The following is an 18,108-nucleotide window of genomic DNA, read 5'->3' as shown; positions in this document are numbered from 1 at the left end:
AGGTGGGACCCCCCGTGGTTGAAATGACTGCTATCGCCCAGTTGCGGACATTCAGGTCCGCAGCGTTTCGACGTATTCATGGACCGCCTTGGCCACATCCAAAGCCCGCGCTTGAATGCCCGGGACAGCGGTCAACCCCATGTGCTCCGTCTCGATTTGGACTAGGTAATCAGCGACCGCTTCGTCCGGCTGGCCATTCCAGAGTTGCCCGGCTGCTTGGAGCAGGTAGCTATCGTATTCGTCGGCGGGCCAGCCATGACCGGGTCCGCCGACGCCGATGGGGTCCCACTTGGACCATCCTATCTCGCGAAGACGCGATAGCTGAAACGACGGAAGGGCGCTCATTGGTCCCTCTTACAACGCCAACGTCCGCTTTCCACCAATCCCGGACATTTGACGAGGCGACCTGCTTGTTTTGTGACTCAACCTTGGTAAAGCTGGCGCACGGCGACATCGAAAAGCTCTTCGGTCGCCGCTGATTGACAGCCCGTGCGTGGCGCGCTGTAGTCTGCCCACGGGGCCAGGCGATCGCCCCGCGAGGCGCAACGCCGAAGCATCGCGTCCACCCCGTTCAACGGACGCGCCGATGATCCGACCGCTAACGCTCGCCGCCTGCCTCGCGCTCGCCCCCGCCGCCCACGCGCAGGAAAAGGCCGGGCCGCTCGACATCACCGCCTCCACCCGCCTGCGCGCGGAGGCGATCGACGGTCAGGCGCGCGCCGGGTTCGGCACCTCGGACGAACTGTTCAACATCCGCTCGACGCTGGGAGTCTCGTGGCGCGGCGAGGACGTGACGCTGGCCGCCGAACTGTGGGACAGCCGGGTCTATGGCGCGAAGCCGACCACACCGTTGACCACCGGAGAGGTCAACGCGGTCGAGCTGGTCCAGCTCTACGCTACCGCCAACGTCCGCGACCTTCTTGGGGCGGGCACGAAGACCCAGCTGCAGGCGGGCCGCTTCACGCTCAACATAGGTTCGCGGCGGCTGGTCGCGGCGGACGACTACCGCAACACGACCAACGGCTACACCGGGCTCCGCGCCGACATCGCCGCGCCGGGCGGGGTGAAGGCGGTGCTGATCTACACCCTCCCGCAGGTCCGCAAACCCGACGATTTCGCGTCGCTGAAGCGCAACGCGGTCGCGGTCGACCGCGAGAGTTTCGATCTGGTGCTGTGGGGCGGCACGGTCAGCCGCGACCGCACGATCGGCGACGCGATGGCGGAATTGAGCTTCTACCACCTCGGCGAGCGCGATTCGCCAAGCCTCGCCACGCGCGATCGGTCGCTCAACACCGCGGGCGGGCGAGTAATGATCGATCCGAAGACCGGCCATGCCGATGTTGAAATAGAAGCCTTCTATCAATGGGGCAGGGCGAGCAGCGGCGTCGCGACGAACGCCGCGCGAACCGACGTCTCCGCCTCTTTTGTCCACGCCGACGCGGGCTACACCTTCGCGCATTCGTGGAAACCGCGCGTGTCGGTCGAATACGACCGCGCCAGCGGCGACAGGCCCGGTGGAGCGAATGCACGGTTCGATACTTTGTTCGGGATGCGCCGCGCGGATCTCGCGCCTGCCGGGCTCTACAACGCCATCGCGCGCACGAATCTGGAGACGTTCGGTCTGCGGCTTGAGGTGGAGCCGTCGAAACGTCTCGACGCGTTCGTCACCTGGCACTCGCTGTGGCTCGCGTCGGCGACCGACGCCTTTTCGTCGACCGGCGTCGTCGATCGCAGCGGCGCATCGGGGCGGTTCGCGGGCAACCAGATCGACGCGCGTCTCCGTTACTGGCTCGTGCCCGATCGCCTGCGGTTCGAGTTCGACGGTGTGCTGCTCGCCAAGGGCCATTTCCTGCGCGACGCGCCCAACGCGCCTTCGGGAAGAACGACGCGCTACGGCTCGATCAATCTGACGATGATGTTATGATAGCGTAACAATGACGCAAGCTTCATTCGCGCAATCGCGAATAGGTCTAATAAAGTTCCAGAACAATAATCCATGACAAGGTTATTGCCGGATTTCGGCGTAGCTTTGTCTATGTGATCTCCTTTCGGTTCTCCGATCACGCCCCCTATCGGCGTTCCGTCGTCCTCCCTTGGCGGGACGCCGTTTTTTCGGTCTGACGTGTGGAGCGAGAAATGGACCAGCTAAACGACCGGGAATATTATCGTTCGCGCGCCATCGCGTCGCGCCAACTGGCCGAAAGGTGCAGCGATCCGCAGATCGCGAAGATCCATTCGGATTTCGCGCGCCATTACGAAGCGGCGATGGCGAGCAGGCAACCGCTTCTGCGGGCAGTCGACGACTGATACTACGCCGCGCGCCGCATTCGATTATGTAGATACGTCTCGTCGAACCCCGCCACCTTCACCAATCCCGGCGGATCGAGAATGGTCAACTTGCCCCGACCCAGCTCCATCAGTCCGGCGATCCGCAATCGGCGCAGGATGCGATTGATATGTACCGGGGTCATGCCGAGCGAATCGGCGAGGATGACCTGCGACACCGGAATTTCGAGTGTATTGCCCCTGATCAGCCCGATATTGCGGGCGCGCACGAACAATTCGCACATCAGATGCGCGACCCGCGCTTCGCCATCGCGGCGTCCCATGCTGACGATCCAGGCCCGCATCGTGCTTTCGTCAACCAATTGCGTGGACCACAAGGCGTGCGCGATCTGCGCCCGCGTCGTCACCAGTTCGTGCATTTCGGCGCGCGATATCATCGCCACCCGCGATGCGCTCAAAGTCTGAATGCTATGATCCATCTGCGCCAGAACCGCGACGTGCATGTCGCAGGTGTCGCCGGGCATCAGGAAAGCGACGATCTGGCGACCACCTTCGGGCAGTATCTTGTAGCGGCAAGCCCAACCTTCCAGCATCACGAACACAGGCCCCGGCCGGTCACCTTCGCGGATCAGATCCTGCCGCGCGCCCACCTTGCGCGGGTTGGAGGTGACGCGCTCGGCTAACGCAATGTCTTCACTCGACAGTTCAGCATAGCAAAGGAGCTTTTCGACGAATCTGTTCGGCATGGCCGTGGCTAACAACGAAAAAGGGCCGAAATCTTAACCTGGGTTGAGGCTGCGCATTAAATTCGATTGTGGCTTCAGTTTAACACAGGGTCTACTCGACTGTCATCGTCGACTTCTGCGATCGGGCGCCGGCGGCTGTGAGCCATCAGACTCTCGCCTGCGGTACGCGGAAAGCAACCCATGCCACCGAATAACAACGATAATGAGCGGCAACGGCCGCCCGGCGGCGACGCGGGTGCGCATGGGCAGGCCGCGCTTCTGCTGATCGAAGCGACATTGCACGCATTGGTTGAGGCAAAGGCTTTCACGGTCGGCGAGGCGTTGTCGATCGTCGAGACCGCGGCGGAGGTGAAGCTGGATGTCGCCGAGGCCAATGGCGAATCGACCGCTTCAATGGAGGAGGCGCTGCTGCTGCTGCAAAAGATCGCGCACAGCCTGCGCGGCGGTCGCTGAGACGTCGGTTTCGTTCATCGCGCAGAAACCTTTCGCCTGCGCGCGCATTGTGCCGACCGAACCGAACGACACACGGGCCGTCGCAATGAAGCAAATTCTCCCCATCGTTCTCGCGCTGATCCCGCTAGCTGCAGTCGTGGGAGCGTGCGTGACCTGCCCGTGACCCGCGCTTTGTCAGCCAAACAAGAAAAGGCCCGCCCGGATCGCTCCGGACGGGCCTTTTTCTATTCGGCCAAGGTTGGCGTCGGGCTTCAGCCCTGCGCTTCTTCCTCGCGTGCCGGCGCGTCCGCAGTTGCGCCGGGTTCCGCGTTCGGATCGTAATCCTCTACGAAACCGGCCTCGTCCTTCTCGAACATCGCCGACATGACGTCGACGCCCGACGCCTGCATCTCGGCCTCTTCGGGCGAGCGTGCGACGTTGACCTTCACGGTCACCGACACCTCGGGGTGCAACGCGACCTTCACCTCGTACACGCCGATCGCCTTGATCGGCTTGTTGAGGACGATCGCCGACTTCGCAACCTTGTGGCCATCGGCGATCAGCGCATCGATCAGGTCGCGCACCGCGACCGAACCGTAAAGCTGGCCGGCGTTCGACGCTTGGCGGATCAGCGTGACGCTCGCGTTCTCGAAGGTCTTGGCTTCCTTCTCGGCATCGGCGCGCCGCGAAGCGTTGTCCGATTCGATCCGCGCACGGTTCGATTCGAACACCTTGCGGTTGGCTTCGTTCGAGCGAAGCGCCTTCTTGTTCGGCAGCAGGAAGTTACGGGCGTAACCGTCCTTCACCTTCACCACGTCGCCGATGGCGCCGAGCTTCTCGACGCGCTCAAGCAGAATGACGTCCATGTCGGGCGCTCCTTACTTAACGATGTAGGGCAGCAGGCCCAGATGACGTGCGCGCTTGATGGCCTGGGCCAGTTCGCGCTGCTTCTTCGCGCTCACCGAGGTGATTCGCGACGGGACGATCTTGCCACGCTCGGACACGAAGCCCTGCAGCAACCGGACGTCCTTATAGTCGATCCGGGGAGCATCCTTGGCCGAAAACGGGCAGCTCTTGCGGCGGCGGAAAAACGGGCGAGCCATTATGCGGCCTCCTCTTCACGGTCACGACGGGGGCGGTCGGGGCGGTCGCCACGATCGCCGCGCGGGCCGCCGTCACGGCCACCATCACCACGGCCGTCGCGGTCACGGCGCTCACGGTCGCGCTCCTGCTTGCGCATCATCACCGTCGGGCCGGCTTCGTGTTCGTCGACCTTGACGGTCATGAAACGGATCACGTCCTCGTTGATCTGGGTCTGACGCTCCAGCTCGGCGACGACATCGCCGGGGGCCTCGATCTCGAGCATCACATAATGCGCCTTGCGGTTCTTCGCGATCTTGTACGCGAGGCTGCGCAGGCCCCAGCTCTCGGTCTTGACGACCTTGCCCTGGTGATCGGTGACGATCTTGGTGGCGGCTTCCGCCAGTGCGTCCACTTGCGCCTGCGCCAGATCCTGGCGCGCAAGGAACACGTGCTCGTACAGAGCCATGCTTCGTTTCTCCTGCCGATCGCTGACACCGCCCCATGCGATGCCCCTCCGGCTGTCTTTGCAGTATTGACGTTCCAACGGCTACGGGGCGGCAGGATTGCTCCCGCCACCCCGGCTGTGTCAGCGTCTCCTACCGGAAAGCGCGTCAAAGGCAAGTCCTACCAGCGGATGTTGCGGATCACCTGCTTCACGACGCCGCCGTTCGTGACGAGTACGGCGTCACGACCCGAACGTGCCCAATACTGGCCGCGCGGCGGAGCATACAGGCGCGCGGTACGGTACCGGCGATAGTCGACCACCCGATAGTTCTGCGCATAGCGCCGGTCGAAGCGCTGTCCGTTGTTCCATTGGCGATAGTTTGCGCGCGGCTGCTGGCGAATGGTCGTCTTCTGCACGATCGTGCCATTCGGCCGCTGCTTGACCGTCGTCACCTGACGGGTCTGCGCTTCGGCTGCGCTTGCCGCGATCAGCGGCGTTGCGACGAGCGATGCGGCGAGCGTCGCCTGGATGATCTTCTTCAGCATGATCTGTCTCCTCTTCATGTCGGCGCCGTGTGTGGCTTGGCGTCGAGAACCTATCTGGGCCGCGGATGTATCCGTCGCTTGTCGCGGCAGCCGCTGTTTGGTCGCGAATTGTCGCAAGACGCCCGCGGGGCTGAACCAACGTTCAGAAACCGCCAAAAACTAACGCTTTTTGCACCGGTCGGCGCGTAACCGCGGTGGCGATGACACGATCGACGAACTGGCGATGGGGGCTGCTGCTCGCCGTTCTGGCGGCGGCGGCGCTGTGGCTGGGGTGGGTCGGCTTCATCGCGTCGGACGATTCGCTCTATTACGCCGGGGCGATGCGCTGGCTGACCGATCCGCCGTTTGCAGGCGATACGCACTGGTCGACCCGCTTTCCGTTGACGCTGACCTTCGCGGCGGTGCTTACGGTGATGGGGCAGGGGTTCGCGGCGTTCGCGGCGACGGCGGTGCTGTTCTACGCTGCGATCATCGCCGTGACCGGCCTCTATGCCGCGAAGGTCGGTGGGCAGCGCGCCGGGTGGATCTCGGCGCTGCTGACCGCGACCATGCCGGTCATCGTCAGTCACGCGACGACGGTCAGCGTCGATCTGCTGGAGGCGTCTGCGTTGCTGCTGGGCGCGCTGCTGGTGTCAGGCGCCACCGCGACGTGGCGCGGCGTCGCGGCGGGCGCGTGCTTCGGTGTCGCGGTGCTGTGCCGCGAGACGAGCCTGCTCCCGATCGTCGGCCTTGCGCCGTTGTTTTTGCTGGGCCGCCCGGTGCCGCGCCGCATACTGATCGCGAGCGGCATCGGCTTTCTGCTGGTGATCGGCGGGGAGGCGCTGTTCCAATATGCGATGACCGGCGATCCGCTGCGCCGCTACGCGATCGCCTTCCACCACGACGAACATATCGATCGCGCCGCGAACATGGAGGGCAATTTCCTGCTCCATCCCGCGATCGATCCGCTGCTGGTGCTGCTGGTCAACGATGATTTCGGGCTGCTGTTCTGGCTCGGGGGGGCGGCGGTCGCATTCGGCGCGTTGCGAGGTATCTCGGCCGAGGGCCGCAAGCGCCTGATCGTCCTGTCGGCGATGGCGCTGGCCAGCTTCGTGCTGGTGTCGGTCCTCTATTCGAAGCTCGTCCTCAACCCGCGCTATTTCACGCTCCCCGCGCTGGTCGCGGCGATTGTGCTGGCGATGTGGCTCGACCGGATCGCGCCACGCTGGCGCGCCTTGCTGCTGGCGGCGGTGGTCGGCAGCAACCTGCTGCTGATGAGCGTCGGCAACGCGCATCCGCGCTGGGAGATGGAGGCCTTGGTCGACGCCGCGCGCGCGCATCCTGCCCAAACCGTCATCGGCGACGAGAACGACGTTCGCCGCGCCGCGTTGCCGCTGGGGTTCGCGGGTCAGCAGAACATCGCGTCCGGCGCGCCGCAGCCCGGCGTCCTGCTGGTGGCGCGCGAGGACCAATCGCCGGTCGGCACCGTCATCGCCCGTTATCCGTCACCCCCGACGCGTCTCGGCGGCATCCTGCGCGGCCTCGGCCTCGAACCGTTCGTCCCCGCGCCCGTAGCGCACCGGATGTTCGCACCCAGTCCGCCAGTGGTGCTGGTCCGCACCCCGCGTTAGGATCGTCCCCGACACGACAAAAGGGGACGATATGCGCGCGATTTTTCTGGCCCTGCTGCTCGCGGAGACGCCGCTCGCCGCGCAGACCGCCGAGCCACTGACCGTCATCCACGCCGGCCGCCTGATCGCCCGCGCCGACCAGCCCGCGCGCGGCCCTTCGACGATCACGATCCGCGGCAACAAGGTCGAACGAATCGACGCCGGGCTCCAGCCGCCGCCCGCGGGTGCGAAGCTGATCGACCTGTCGCAGATGACCGTCCTGCCCGGCCTGATCGACGCGCACGTCCACCTGACCTCCGATCGCGCTGGCACGGAGGGGCAACTCGCCGCGGTGACCGAATCGATCCCGCTCCACGCCTACGAAGCGCAGATGAACGCGGCCAAGACGCTGCAGGCGGGCTTCACCACGGTGCGCAACCTGGGCGACGACGCCTCGGGGGTTACGCTGGCGCTGCGCGACGCGATCGCGCGCGGCTGGACGATCGGGCCGCGGATCGTCGACGCGGGCGAATCGATCTCCACCACGTCGGGCCACATGGACGCGCGGCTGGGTCTGGCCGAACACGTCGGCGAGGCTATCGTCCACACCGACAACCTCTGCGATGGCCCCGACGAATGCCGCAAAGCGGTGCGGCGGCAGGTCGGCCGCGGCGCGGACGTGATCAAGATCGCGACTACCGCCGGGGTGAACAGCGTCATCGCCGCAGGGCTGGGTCAGCAGATGTTCGACGACGAGGCCAAGGCGATCGTCGACACCGCGCACCTTTATGGCAAGAAGGTCGCGGTCCATGCGCACGGCGCGGACGGCATCGCGGTCGCGCTGCGCGCCGGGGCCGATTCGATCGAGCACGGCACGTTGATGGAGGCGAACGAGGTCGCGCTGTTCCGCAAATCGGGGGCGTATTACGTGCCGACGCTATCGACCGTGAATGGCTACAAGGAACGCATCGCGGCAAATCCCAACGCTTATTCCCCGGCGGTGCGCGCGAAGATCGACTGGCGGATCGGCATCACCGGAAAGGCGCTGGAGCGTGCGGTCGCGGGCGGGGTGAAGATTGCGTTCGGCACCGACGCTGGCGTGTCGAAGCACGGCCGCAACGCCGACGAATTCGAACTGATGGTGAAGCACGGCATGAGTCCCAGGACGGCCCTCACCGCTGCGACGATCGGCGCGGCTGATCTCCTTGGCCTCACCGACATAGGGACTCTGGAGGCCGGCAAGACCGCTGACATCGTCGCGGTGTCGGGCGATCCGCTCACCGACGTGACGGTGTTGAAGCGCGTCAACTTCGTGATGCGCGACGGCCAGGTGCACAAGCAATCCCAATAGTCGCTAGGCTGTAGGGTGGACGGATCGCACGGTCCGCCCTAGTCCCGCGCGCCTTGGATTTCCGAGAGGACATGAGATGCGCGCGTTCGTTTTTCCGGGTCAGGGCAGTCAGGCGGTCGGCATGGGCGCGGCGCTGGCCGAAGCCTCGTCGCACGCCCGCGCGGTGTTCCAGGAGGTAGACGAGGCGCTCGGCCAGAACCTGTTCCGGCTGATGACGGACGGCCCCGCGGACGACCTGACGCTCACCGAGAATGCGCAGCCCGCGATCATGGCCAACGCCATCGCGACGCTGCGCGTGCTGGAGCAGGAAGGCGGCGTGCGTCTGTCGGAAAAGGCTGATTTCGTCGCGGGCCATTCGCTAGGTGAATATACTGCCTTGTGTGCGGCGGGCGCGATCGACCTGGCGACCACCGCGCGGCTGCTGAAGCTGCGCGGACGGGCGATGCAGGCGGCGGTTCCGGTCGGCACCGGCGGCATGGCGGCGTTGCTCGGCGCGACGATCGAACAGGCGGAAGCGATCGCGGCGGCGGCGGCCGAGGGCGAAATCTGCACCGTCGCCAATGACAATGCGCCGGGACAGGTGGTCATTTCGGGGAATGCGGGCGCGATCGAGCGCGCCGCGGGCCTCGTGAAGGAGCACGGCGTGAAGCGCGCGATGCCGCTCCCCGTCTCGGCCCCGTTCCACTGCCCGCTGATGCAGCCCGCCGCCGACGCGATGGAAGCGGCGCTGGCCGAAGCCCGCATCGACGCGCCGTTCGTCCCCGTCTTCGCCAACGTCACCGCCGCCCCGGTCACCGCCTCCGACACGATCCGCCGCCTGCTGGTCGAACAGGTCACCGGCATCGTCCGCTGGCGCGAATCGGTGCTCGCGATGCACGCGGCGGGCGTGACGCGCTTCGTCGAACTCGGCGGCAAGGTGCTAGTCCCCATGATCAAACGCATCACCCCCGACGTGGATTCGATCAGCGTCGTGTCGATGGACGAGATCGAAGCGCTGCTTCAGAAGATTTGATGGAGACCCGAATGTTCGACCTCACAGGCATGACCGCCCTCGTCACCGGCGCATCGGGCGGGATCGGTTCCGCCATCGCGCAGGCGCTCGCCGCGAAGGGTGCGCGGATCGCGGTGTCCGGGTCCAACGTCGACAAGCTGGAGGCATTTCGCGCCAGCCTGACGGGCGATCACGTCGCGGTGCCGTGCGACCTGTCCGATGCCGCGGCGGTCGACGCGCTGGTCCCGCAAGCCGTGACCGCGTTGGATGGCAAACTCGACATCCTCGTCAACAACGCCGGGGTGACGCGCGACAACCTCGCCATGCGGATGAAGGATGAGGAATGGGACACCGTCATCCGCGTCAATCTGGAGGCGGCGTTCCGGCTGATCCGCGCGGCGGCCAAACCAATGATGAAGGCGCGCTTCGGCCGCGTCATCTCGATTACGTCGGTCGTCGGGCAGACCGGCAACCCCGGTCAGGCGAACTATGCCGCGTCGAAGGCGGGGCTGGTCGGGATGTCGAAGGCGCTGGCGCAGGAACTCGCCAGCCGCAACATCACGGTCAATTGCGTCGCGCCCGGTTTCATCCGATCGGCGATGACCGATGCGCTGCCGGATGCGCAAAAGGCCGCGCTGCTGACGAAGATTCCTGCCGGCGACCTGGGCACGGGGGAAGACATCGCCGCCGCGGTCGTCTATCTCGCCAGTCGCGAGGCCGGATACGTCACCGGCCAGACCGTGCACGTGAACGGCGGAATGGCGATGGTGTAAGGCTTGCGCCGGACCCAAGCGCGTTCTACCTGCGTTCAGGAATACCGTTGAACCCCCCAATCGAAAGAGGGACGAATATGAGCGAGACCGCCGACCGCGTGAAGAAGATCGTCGTCGAGCATCTCGGCGTCGAGGCCGAAAAGGTCACCGAGGACGCCAGTTTCATCGATGATCTGGGCGCGGACAGCCTCGACATCGTCGAGCTGGTGATGGCGTTCGAGGAAGAATTCGGCGTCGAAATCCCCGATGACGCCGCCGAGAAGATCGCCACCGTCAAGGATGCGATCACTTACATCGACGAACACAAAGCCTGATTTTACGGGTTTGAACTATTGCCCGAAAGGGCCGGAATTGAGCGGCTCCCCGTCCCCGGCTAGAGGGCGGGGAGCCGTTTTCGTATTTGAGATATTCGGAGTTGAGCGTCATGCGCCGCGTCGTCATCACGGGTTTGGGCCTCGTTACCCCGCTGGGGGCCGATGTCGAAACCGCCTGGGCCAATCTGATCGCCGGAAAATCGGGCGCGGGGCCGATCACGCGCTTCGACGCGTCGGACCAGAAATGCCGCATCGCGTGTGAGGTGAAACCCGCCGACCACCCGTACGGCTTCGATCCGAACAAGCGCGTCGACCACAAGGTCCAGCGACAGGTCGATCCGTTCATCATCTTCGGCATCGACGCCGCGGGGCAGGCGCTGGAAGACGCCGGCCTGACCGAAATGACGGAGGCGGAACGCTTTCGCGCGGGATGTTCGATCGGCTCCGGCATCGGCGGTTTGCCGGGAATCGCCAGCGAATCCCTGGTCTGCGAAAACAAGGGACCGACGCGGGTCAGCCCGCATTTCGTGCACGGCCGCCTGATCAACCTGATCTCGGGTCAGGTCAGCATCAAATACGGGCTGATGGGACCGAATCATGCGGTCGTCACGGCGTGCTCGACCGGCGCGCACTCGATCGGTGACGCCGCGCGGATGATCGCGATGGACGATGCCGACGTGATGCTGGCGGGCGGTGCGGAGGGCGCGATCTGCCCGCTCGGTATCGCCGGCTTCGCGCAGGCGAAGGCGCTGTCAATGCGCAACGACGAACCCGAGCGCGCGAGCCGTCCCTATGACGTCGATCGCGACGGTTTCGTCATGGGCGAAGGCGCGGGCGTCGTCGTGCTTGAGGAATATGAGCGGGCGAAGGCGCGCGGCGCGAAAATCTATGCCGAGGTCATCGGTTACGGCCTGTCGGGCGACGCATACCATGTCACCGCGCCGCATCCCGAAGGATCGGGCGCATTCCGCTCGATGGAAATGGCGATGAAGAAGTCGGGCCTCGCGCTGACCGACATCGACTACATCAATGCGCACGGCACCTCGACGCCTTTGGGCGACGAATTGGAGCTGGGCGCAGTGCGGCGGCTATTCGGCGACGCGCTGACCGGCCTGTCGATGAGCTCGACCAAATCCGCGATCGGGCATCTGCTCGGCGGCGCGGGCGCGGTCGAATCGATCTTCTGCATCCTCGCGATGCGCGACCAGATCGTGCCGCCGACGCTGAACCTCGATAACCCCAGCGAAGGCTGCACCGGTGTCGACCTGGTCCCGCACGTCGCGAAGAAGCGTGAAGTGAAGGCGGTGCTGAACAACAGCTTCGGCTTCGGCGGCACCAATGCATCGTTGGTGATGCGGGCGCTGTGATCCAGTCATGAGGCCGCTTGGCTGTATCGGCCTCCTGATCGGCCTGCTTGGCATCTTCGCGCTGATGCTGATCGCGCAGGATTGGCGCGGTGCGGGGCCGACCAACCGCGCGCTGACCGTCCAGGTGCCGCGCGGGGCGTCGCTCGCGCGGGCGGCGACCGAACTTCAAAAGGCGGGCGCGATCGATTCCGCACTGCGTTTCCGAGCCTATGCCCGCATCTTCGGCGACGGCGCGCCGATCAAGGCGGGCGAATACGACATCCCTGCTTCCGCCAGCCAGTCGAAGGTGCTCGACCTGCTGCAATCGGGCAAGGTCCGCCAACGCTTCGTGATCGTACCCGAGGGCCTGCCTTCGGTGCTGGTGCAGGAGGCGTTGTTGCGCAGCGACGGCCTGACCGGCGCGGTCGATGTGCCGCGTGAGGGATCGGTCCTGCCCGACAGCTACGCCTACGAACGCGGCGATACGCGCGTGTCGGTCGTGCTGCGGATGCAAAAGGCGATGCGCGACTACCTGGCTGCTGCGTGGAAGAAGCGCAAACCCGGCATCGCTGTGACGACGCCCGAACAGGCGATCGTCCTCGCCTCGATCGTGGAGAAAGAGACCGGCAAACCCGGCGAACGCCGCATGGTCGCCGCCGTCTATGGCAACCGCCTGCGCCAGGGGATGCCGCTACAGGCCGACCCGACGGTGATCTACCCGCAGACCAAAGGCCGCGCGCTCGGCCGCCGCATCCTGCGGTCGGAGCTGGACGCGAAGAACGGTTACAACACCTATGCCGAGGCGGGATTGCCCGCGGGGCCGATCGCCAATCCGGGCAAGGCCTCGATCGACGCGGTGTTAGACCCGGCGCAATCGCCCGCCCTTTATTTCGTCGCGAACGGAACCGGCGGCCACGTGTTCGCGAACACGCTCGACCAGCACAACGCCAACGTGCAGAAATGGTATGCGATCAGGCGGGCTCGGGGAGAGATGTAGGGATTATGCCTGCCAATGGTGGTTAGCCGACATTCGCGTCCCCGCCCTTCACTGCCCACACCGTCGCAACCAACTCGTCTAGTGACACGGACCCAACAGGTAAGCGACCAGTGGCTTCCAGACAGTTCAGTAGCAAACGGTGCAGGTCATCAGGCCTGTTCGGCTCATCGATCCGCTCAACAAACACCAACCCCTCGTGAGAAGTAATAGAGTAGGCTTCGCCACCCGGTCCATATGCGGCGGGATACACGCCATCCTCCACGTCAATGGCTTCAAGGTATTGCTGCGTATCCGAGGCCGATGCAAAGACCAGCAACGCTCATCCGCCGCTACGAACACCGCGCTTGACGGAACTTCCACCACGTAACCTCCCACGTATTACCCCCTGCCGTTGCGAGGTTGTGTGTGCCGGTTTGCCGAATGTCCGCAAGTGGGCGAAGGCGGATGCTTGCCTATTCGTCACCCTCCGCAGAGCCAAATCCTTCCGTCCAGTGATCTTGACCGAGTTCGTAGCGATCGATCTGCCAACCGTTCGGATGCTCCACGAAGCCCGGCTGGCGAGCGAGCCGCTTTGTGGCAGCCTCTGCGCTGCTGGCCGTTGGGTAAACGCCGATCAGCTTGGCGTCGTCGCCAAACTCGTCATCGGAGCGGATATGATGGAGGATGAAGACGGCTTCCATCGTTCCAGTATGCTCGCCCGCCGGAACGTCCGCAAATGGGCGGAAACGGTCATCCGCGTTTTCCTACACGGTCGCTATCTGCTAAGGATCGCTAGCTGCTTCTCATCGCCGGATTACGACAGGACACCGCCGCGCCCGCGATCAGTGCGTAGGTGCGATTTTAATGCGATTTTTGCCGTACGCCGAAATGCCGCCTTGGCCTAACCTTAGACTAACTTTCCGCGAAGGTTTTCATCTGCAATGCGTCCCTGCGGCGCAGTTTTGGGGCGCAGCAACCTCTCGCTATCGCAGACCCGCGGCCTTGCGCGCCTTCGCCTCGACCTCCGCCATCGAACCGCCGGTCACCCAGCTACCCCCCACGCACAGCACCTTATCGAACACCAGCCATTCGGGTGCGCTCGCTTCGGTGATGCCGCCTGTGGGGCAGAAGCGGCATTGGTAGAACGGGGCCGCCAACGCCTTCAGCGCCTTCAGCCCGCCGCTCGTTTCCGCCGGGAAGAACTTGAAATGCGTCAGGCCCAGGTCGAGGCCGCGCATGATGTCGCCCGCGGTCGCGATGCCGGGGAGGTAGGGGACGCCGCTGGCGATGATCGGGTCGGCCAGCCGTTCGGTCAGGCCGGGCGAGACGATGAACTCCGCGCCCGCGTCCATCACCTGCGCGAACTGCTCCGCGTTGACGACCGTGCCCGCGCCCACGATCGCGCCGGGCACCTGCTTCATCTCGCGGATTGCGTCGAGCGCGGCGTCGGTGCGCATCGTCACCTCCAGCACGAGCAGGCCGCCCGCGACCAGCGCCTCGGCCAGCGGTTTCGCGGTCGCGGCGTCGTCGATCACCAGCACCGGAATGACCGCGCTGGTGCGCATGATCTCTGCGATATCGGGCATCACGAATGTTCCTGTGCGAAAGCAGCGGCGGCGCCGAACAGGCCCGGCTGCGGATGGGTGATGAGTTTCACGGGAATGCCCGCCATCAACGACTGGAACCGCCCCTTCGCGACGAACCGCTGGTCGAAGCCCGACCGGATCAATTTGTCCTTGATCCGCAGGCCAAGCCCGCCCGCGATCACCACGCCTTTCGCGCCATGCGCCAGCGCCAGATCGCCCGCGACGGCGCCCAGCGCGAGGCAGAAACGGTCGAGCGCGGCCAGCGCGATCGAATCGGACCCGTCCAGCGCCTCGGCCCAGATCGTCTTGTCGTCGCGGCTCGGCACCGAACGTCCTTCCATTTCGGCGAGCGTCTCGTAGATCGCGACGATCGCCGGTCCCGCGACGACGCGTTCGGTCGACACGCGCGTGAAGGTTTTCCGCAGCCGCTTGACGATCGCATCCTCGATCCCGTCGAGCGGCGCGTAATCGACGTGCCCACCCTCGGTCGGCAACACGTGATAGCGCCCCTCGACCTTCAAGACCTGCGCCACGCCCAGCCCGGTGCCGGGGCCACAAACCGTCGTCACGCCATCGCCCGGCAGGTCGGTGTCGGGACCGCACAGATGGACGAACTGGTCCTTCGGCAATTGCGCCACCGCATGCCCGACCGCGCCGAAATCGTTGATGATCGTATAGGTTTCCGCACCCAGCCGCTCGCCGATCAGCGACGGCCGGATCACCCATGGGTTGTTAGTCAGCCGGATAACGTCGCCGGTGATCGGCGACGCGACCGATATCGCCGCGGCCTTCGGGATCGGGCGATCGGTCTGCGCGTCGAACGCCTGCCACGCGGTCTGCAGGCTGGCGTGTTCGGCGGTCTTTAGCGTCACCGGCTCATCCATCGACACGACGCGCCCGCCATCCACTTCTGCGATCGCGAAGCGCGCGTGCGTGCCGCCGATGTCGACTGCCACTACTTCCATGCGCTTCTCTCCGTTATTTCCACGCCGTCACCCCAGCCTTCGGTGGGGTGACGGATCGTCACAAACCCGCCCCAGCCAGCACCGCACTCGCGCCCTTTTCGGCCTCGTCGCTAAGCCCGCGGAACATCCCGAACAATTCGCGGCCCATGCCGGTCGCGGGCGGCGGGGCTGGGGCGGGGACACGCGCGGCCCATTCAGCCGGATCGACGAGGGCATCGAGCGTGCCGTTGATCGCGTCGACCCGGATCATGTCGCCGTCGCGGATCAGCCCGATCGCGCCGTCCAGCAACGCTTCGGGCGAACAATGGATCGCGCACGGCACCTTGCCGCTCGCCCCCGACATCCGCCCATCGGTGACCAGCGCCACGCGAAATCCGCGGTTTTGCAACACCCCGAGCGGCGGGGTCAGCTTATGGAGTTCGGGCATCCCGTTCGCGCGCGGCCCCTGGAACCGCACGACGACGACGACATCCTGTTCCAGCTCGCCGCGCTTGAACGCCTCCAGCACGTCGAGCTGGTCGATGAACACCCGCGCCGGAGCCTCGACGATCCATCGCTCGCGCTCGACCGCCGACACCTTGATGCACGCGCGCCCGATATTACCCGCCAGAATGCGCATCCCGCCATCGGGCGAAAAGGGGTTCGTCACCGGTCGGACGATCGTCTCGTCGCCGCTTTCGGTCACCGGTTTCCACGCGAGCGTATCGTTCTCGATCGACGGCTTTTGCGCCGAAGCTGCGAGGCCGTCCGCATTCACAGTCAATATGTCGCCGTGGAGATAACCGCCCTCCAGCAACTGCCTGATGACATAGGGCATACCCCCGGCGGCCTCGAACGCATTCACGTCGGCCGACCCGTTGGGATAGACCCGCGCGATCGTCGGGACTGCGCACGACAGGCGATCGAAGTCCTCCCAATCGATCACGATCCCCGCCGCGCGCGCGATGGCGGGGACGTGAAGCAGATGGTTGGTCGACCCGCCTGTCGCCAGCAGCCCGACCGCGGCATTGACGATCGCCTTCTCATCCACGCACCAGCCGAGCGGCCGATAGTCGTCGCCGCGCCAGCCGATCGCCGCCACGCGGTGCGTCGCGGCACGGGTCAATTCCTGCCGCAGCTTCGTGCCCGGATTGACGAACGCCGATCCCGGCATGTGCAGCCCCATCACCTCCATCATCATCTGATTGGTGTTGGCGGTGCCGAAAAAGGTGCAGGTGCCCGTCGTGTGATACGCCGCGATCTCACTGTCGAGCAGCTCCTCGCGGCTGGCGTCGCCGGTCGCGAACCGCTCGCGCACCGCGGCCTTCGTCTTGTTGGCCAGCCCCGACGGCATCGGCCCGCCGGGGATCAGCACCATCGGCAGATGCCCGAAGCGCAGCGCGCCCATCAGCAGCCCCGGCACGATCTTGTCGCAGATGCCGAGCAGCGCCGCGCCCTCAAACGTGCCGTGGGACAAAGCGATCGCGGTCGCCAGCGCGATCGTGTCGCGGCTGAACAGCGACAGTTCCATGCCGGCATAGCCCTGCGTCACGCCGTCGCACATCGCGGGCACGCCGCCAGCCACTTGCGCCGTCGCGCCGACCTCGCGCGCCCACACCTTCATCAGTTCGGGATAGCGATAGTAGACCGCGTGCGCCGACAGCATGTCGTTGTACGCGGTTACGATCCCGATGTTCATGCCGTCGCCCGCCTTCATGGCGTCACGGTCTTCGGGCGTTCCGGCATAAGCGTGGGCCAGGTTCGCGCAGCCGAGCGACGGTCGTCCGATCCACGTCTCGCGCTCACGCTCGATCAGCGCCAGATAGGCTGACCGGGTCGGGCGCGAGCGTTCGATGATCCGGTCGGTGACGGCGCTGACGGCGGGGTTCATATCTCAGCCTCCGTTCACGGTGCCCAATGGATGTCCACCGGCAGTTCGGCATCGGCCAGCACGCGACCGATCGGATAGGGCGAGCCCGCGCCTTCGGAGATGGCGTCCTCGATCACGCGCTTCTTGCCCGCGCCGGTCACCGCAATCATCAATGCCCGCGCGGTGATGATCCCCTGCCGCGACAAAGTGACGCGCGCGACCGGGGCCTCGGGCGGCAGCGGCTCGGGCATCACGCCCAGCGCGCGGCGTTCCTTCGGGCCGTTCAGCGCCTCGTCGAAATCGGGGCCGGGGAAGATCGACGCGGTATGCCCATCGCCGCCGACGCCCAGCAGGCACAGGTCCAGCGGCCAGTGCAGATCCTGCATCAGCGCATCGGCCGACCGCCCCGCCGCCTTGTAGTCGGCATTGGCACCCGGCACGATCGGCATGACGCGCGCGCCCTTCGGCAGGAACGCCTTGGCGATCATCGTCACATTGCTCAGCGCATCGCCCAGCGGCACGACGCGTTCGTCGGTCGGCACGATCGTGACGCGCTTCCAGTCGAGCTTCGCCGCGCTCAGTTTCTCGTAGATCGGGACCGGAGTCTTGCCGCCGGGCAAAGCGATGACCGCCGCGCCCCGCGCGTCGATCGCGCTTTCGATGATGAACTGCACATCGCCAGCGACCGCGCCCGCCATCTCGGCCGCGTCCTCATATTCCCACCATTCGATCTCGGTCATAGCAATGCTCTTTACCTGAAGATTTTAGAAACCGCTCATCCTGAGGAGCCATTGAGCTTGTCGAAATGGCGTCTCTAAGGACGTGTCCGGC

At 65.5% G+C, this 18,108-nt stretch carries 22 protein-coding genes; 10 read left to right on the top strand and 12 right to left on the bottom strand.

Annotated elements, in window-relative coordinates; translation table 11 throughout:
- Positions 1-51: 51 nt before the first annotated feature.
- Complete coding sequence (locus M0208_RS02640) at positions 52-345, bottom strand: hypothetical protein (protein WP_258890184.1); 294 nt, start codon at positions 343-345, stop codon at positions 52-54.
- Between the two features lie 241 nt (positions 346-586).
- Between M0208_RS02640 and M0208_RS02635 the strand changes: the two genes are divergently transcribed.
- Together M0208_RS02635 and M0208_RS02630 are read left to right on the top strand one after the other, a co-directional pair.
- The gene (locus M0208_RS02635) at positions 587-1,924 is read left to right on the top strand and encodes an alginate export family protein (protein WP_258890183.1); all 1,338 of its coding nucleotides are present in this window, start codon (positions 587-589) and stop codon (positions 1,922-1,924) included.
- Positions 1,925-2,136: 212 nt separating this feature from the next.
- Positions 2,137-2,307 carry a hypothetical protein gene (locus M0208_RS02630; RefSeq protein WP_258890182.1) on the top strand — a complete coding sequence of 57 codons (171 nt, stop codon included), beginning with the start codon at positions 2,137-2,139 and terminating at the stop codon, positions 2,305-2,307.
- Positions 2,308-2,309: 2 nt separating this feature from the next.
- Here the strand turns inward: M0208_RS02630 and M0208_RS02625 are convergent, their stop codons facing one another.
- Positions 2,310-3,032, bottom strand: coding sequence for a Crp/Fnr family transcriptional regulator (locus M0208_RS02625; protein ID WP_258890181.1), 723 nt, complete (start codon positions 3,030-3,032; stop codon positions 2,310-2,312).
- Between the two features lie 180 nt (positions 3,033-3,212).
- On the opposite strand from M0208_RS02625, the gene M0208_RS02620 reads away from it, so the two are divergent.
- Positions 3,213-3,485 (top strand): hypothetical protein, encoded by a 273-nt coding sequence (locus tag M0208_RS02620; RefSeq protein WP_258890180.1) that lies wholly within the window; start codon positions 3,213-3,215, stop codon positions 3,483-3,485.
- Positions 3,486-3,736: 251 nt separating this feature from the next.
- Here M0208_RS02620 and rplI read toward each other — a convergent pair whose 3' ends face one another.
- The 4 genes from rplI to M0208_RS02600 form a co-directional block, all read right to left on the bottom strand.
- Positions 3,737-4,330, bottom strand: a complete 594-nt coding sequence (rplI, locus tag M0208_RS02615) for a 50S ribosomal protein L9 (RefSeq protein WP_258890179.1) — start codon at positions 4,328-4,330, stop codon at positions 3,737-3,739.
- Between the two features lie 12 nt (positions 4,331-4,342).
- On the bottom strand, positions 4,343-4,567 hold the full coding sequence (gene rpsR, locus M0208_RS02610; RefSeq protein ID WP_010543816.1) for a 30S ribosomal protein S18: 225 nt from the start codon (positions 4,565-4,567) through the stop codon (positions 4,343-4,345).
- The gene (gene rpsF / locus M0208_RS02605; protein ID WP_258890178.1) at positions 4,567-5,013 is read right to left on the bottom strand and encodes a 30S ribosomal protein S6; all 447 of its coding nucleotides are present in this window, start codon (positions 5,011-5,013) and stop codon (positions 4,567-4,569) included. The genes rpsR and rpsF overlap by 1 nt, the downstream gene beginning before the upstream one ends.
- A gap of 158 nt (positions 5,014-5,171) precedes the next feature.
- Positions 5,172-5,537: an RcnB family protein gene (locus M0208_RS02600; protein WP_258890177.1), complete on the bottom strand. Its 366-nt coding sequence runs from the start codon at positions 5,535-5,537 to the stop codon at positions 5,172-5,174.
- A 200-nt stretch (positions 5,538-5,737) separates the two neighbouring features.
- On the opposite strand from M0208_RS02600, the gene M0208_RS02595 reads away from it, so the two are divergent.
- The 7 genes from M0208_RS02595 to mltG all read left to right on the top strand — a co-directional run bounded on the left by M0208_RS02595 (position 5,738) and on the right by mltG (position 12,898).
- A complete protein-coding gene (locus M0208_RS02595; RefSeq protein WP_258890176.1) occupies positions 5,738-7,147 on the top strand; it encodes a glycosyltransferase family 39 protein in 1,410 nt (469 codons plus the stop codon).
- 31 nt (positions 7,148-7,178) lie between these two features.
- Positions 7,179-8,477: an amidohydrolase family protein gene (locus M0208_RS02590; protein ID WP_258890175.1), complete on the top strand. Its 1,299-nt coding sequence runs from the start codon at positions 7,179-7,181 to the stop codon at positions 8,475-8,477.
- 76 nt (positions 8,478-8,553) lie between these two features.
- Positions 8,554-9,489, top strand: coding sequence for an ACP S-malonyltransferase (fabD, locus tag M0208_RS02585; protein ID WP_258890174.1), 936 nt, complete (start codon positions 8,554-8,556; stop codon positions 9,487-9,489).
- An 11-nt stretch (positions 9,490-9,500) separates the two neighbouring features.
- Positions 9,501-10,241 carry a 3-oxoacyl-[acyl-carrier-protein] reductase gene (gene fabG / locus M0208_RS02580; RefSeq protein ID WP_258890173.1) on the top strand — a complete coding sequence of 247 codons (741 nt, stop codon included), beginning with the start codon at positions 9,501-9,503 and terminating at the stop codon, positions 10,239-10,241.
- 77 nt (positions 10,242-10,318) lie between these two features.
- A complete protein-coding gene (locus M0208_RS02575; RefSeq protein WP_258890172.1) occupies positions 10,319-10,555 on the top strand; it encodes an acyl carrier protein in 237 nt (78 codons plus the stop codon).
- A 110-nt stretch (positions 10,556-10,665) separates the two neighbouring features.
- Positions 10,666-11,922, top strand: a complete 1,257-nt coding sequence (fabF, locus tag M0208_RS02570; protein WP_258890171.1) for a beta-ketoacyl-ACP synthase II — start codon at positions 10,666-10,668, stop codon at positions 11,920-11,922.
- A gap of 7 nt (positions 11,923-11,929) precedes the next feature.
- On the top strand, positions 11,930-12,898 hold the full coding sequence (mltG, locus tag M0208_RS02565) for an endolytic transglycosylase MltG (RefSeq protein ID WP_258890170.1): 969 nt from the start codon (positions 11,930-11,932) through the stop codon (positions 12,896-12,898).
- A 22-nt stretch (positions 12,899-12,920) separates the two neighbouring features.
- Here mltG and M0208_RS02560 read toward each other — a convergent pair whose 3' ends face one another.
- From M0208_RS02560 to pgl, 6 genes are all read right to left on the bottom strand, one after another.
- Complete coding sequence (locus M0208_RS02560; protein ID WP_258890169.1) at positions 12,921-13,214, bottom strand: hypothetical protein; 294 nt, start codon at positions 13,212-13,214, stop codon at positions 12,921-12,923.
- Between the two features lie 136 nt (positions 13,215-13,350).
- A complete protein-coding gene (locus tag M0208_RS02555; RefSeq protein WP_258890168.1) occupies positions 13,351-13,578 on the bottom strand; it encodes a hypothetical protein in 228 nt (75 codons plus the stop codon).
- 282 nt (positions 13,579-13,860) lie between these two features.
- On the bottom strand, positions 13,861-14,463 hold the full coding sequence (gene eda / locus M0208_RS02550) for a bifunctional 4-hydroxy-2-oxoglutarate aldolase/2-dehydro-3-deoxy-phosphogluconate aldolase (RefSeq protein ID WP_258890167.1): 603 nt from the start codon (positions 14,461-14,463) through the stop codon (positions 13,861-13,863).
- Positions 14,463-15,428: a glucokinase gene (gene glk / locus M0208_RS02545; protein ID WP_258890166.1), complete on the bottom strand. Its 966-nt coding sequence runs from the start codon at positions 15,426-15,428 to the stop codon at positions 14,463-14,465. The genes eda and glk overlap by 1 nt, the downstream gene beginning before the upstream one ends.
- Positions 15,429-15,486: 58 nt before the next feature.
- Positions 15,487-17,298, bottom strand: coding sequence for a phosphogluconate dehydratase (gene edd, locus M0208_RS02540; protein ID WP_258890165.1), 1,812 nt, complete (start codon positions 17,296-17,298; stop codon positions 15,487-15,489).
- Between the two features lie 14 nt (positions 17,299-17,312).
- Positions 17,313-18,017 (bottom strand): 6-phosphogluconolactonase, encoded by a 705-nt coding sequence (pgl, locus tag M0208_RS02535; RefSeq protein WP_258890164.1) that lies wholly within the window; start codon positions 18,015-18,017, stop codon positions 17,313-17,315.
- Between the last annotated feature and the right edge of the window lie 91 nt (positions 18,018-18,108).

It is taken from the genome of Sphingomonas sp. SUN019 (assembly GCF_024758705.1).
Lineage (GTDB): Bacteria > Pseudomonadota > Alphaproteobacteria > Sphingomonadales > Sphingomonadaceae > Sphingomonas.
The sequence above is the reverse complement of the archived record's forward strand: the minus strand, read 5'-3'. Positions and strand labels throughout refer to the sequence as shown.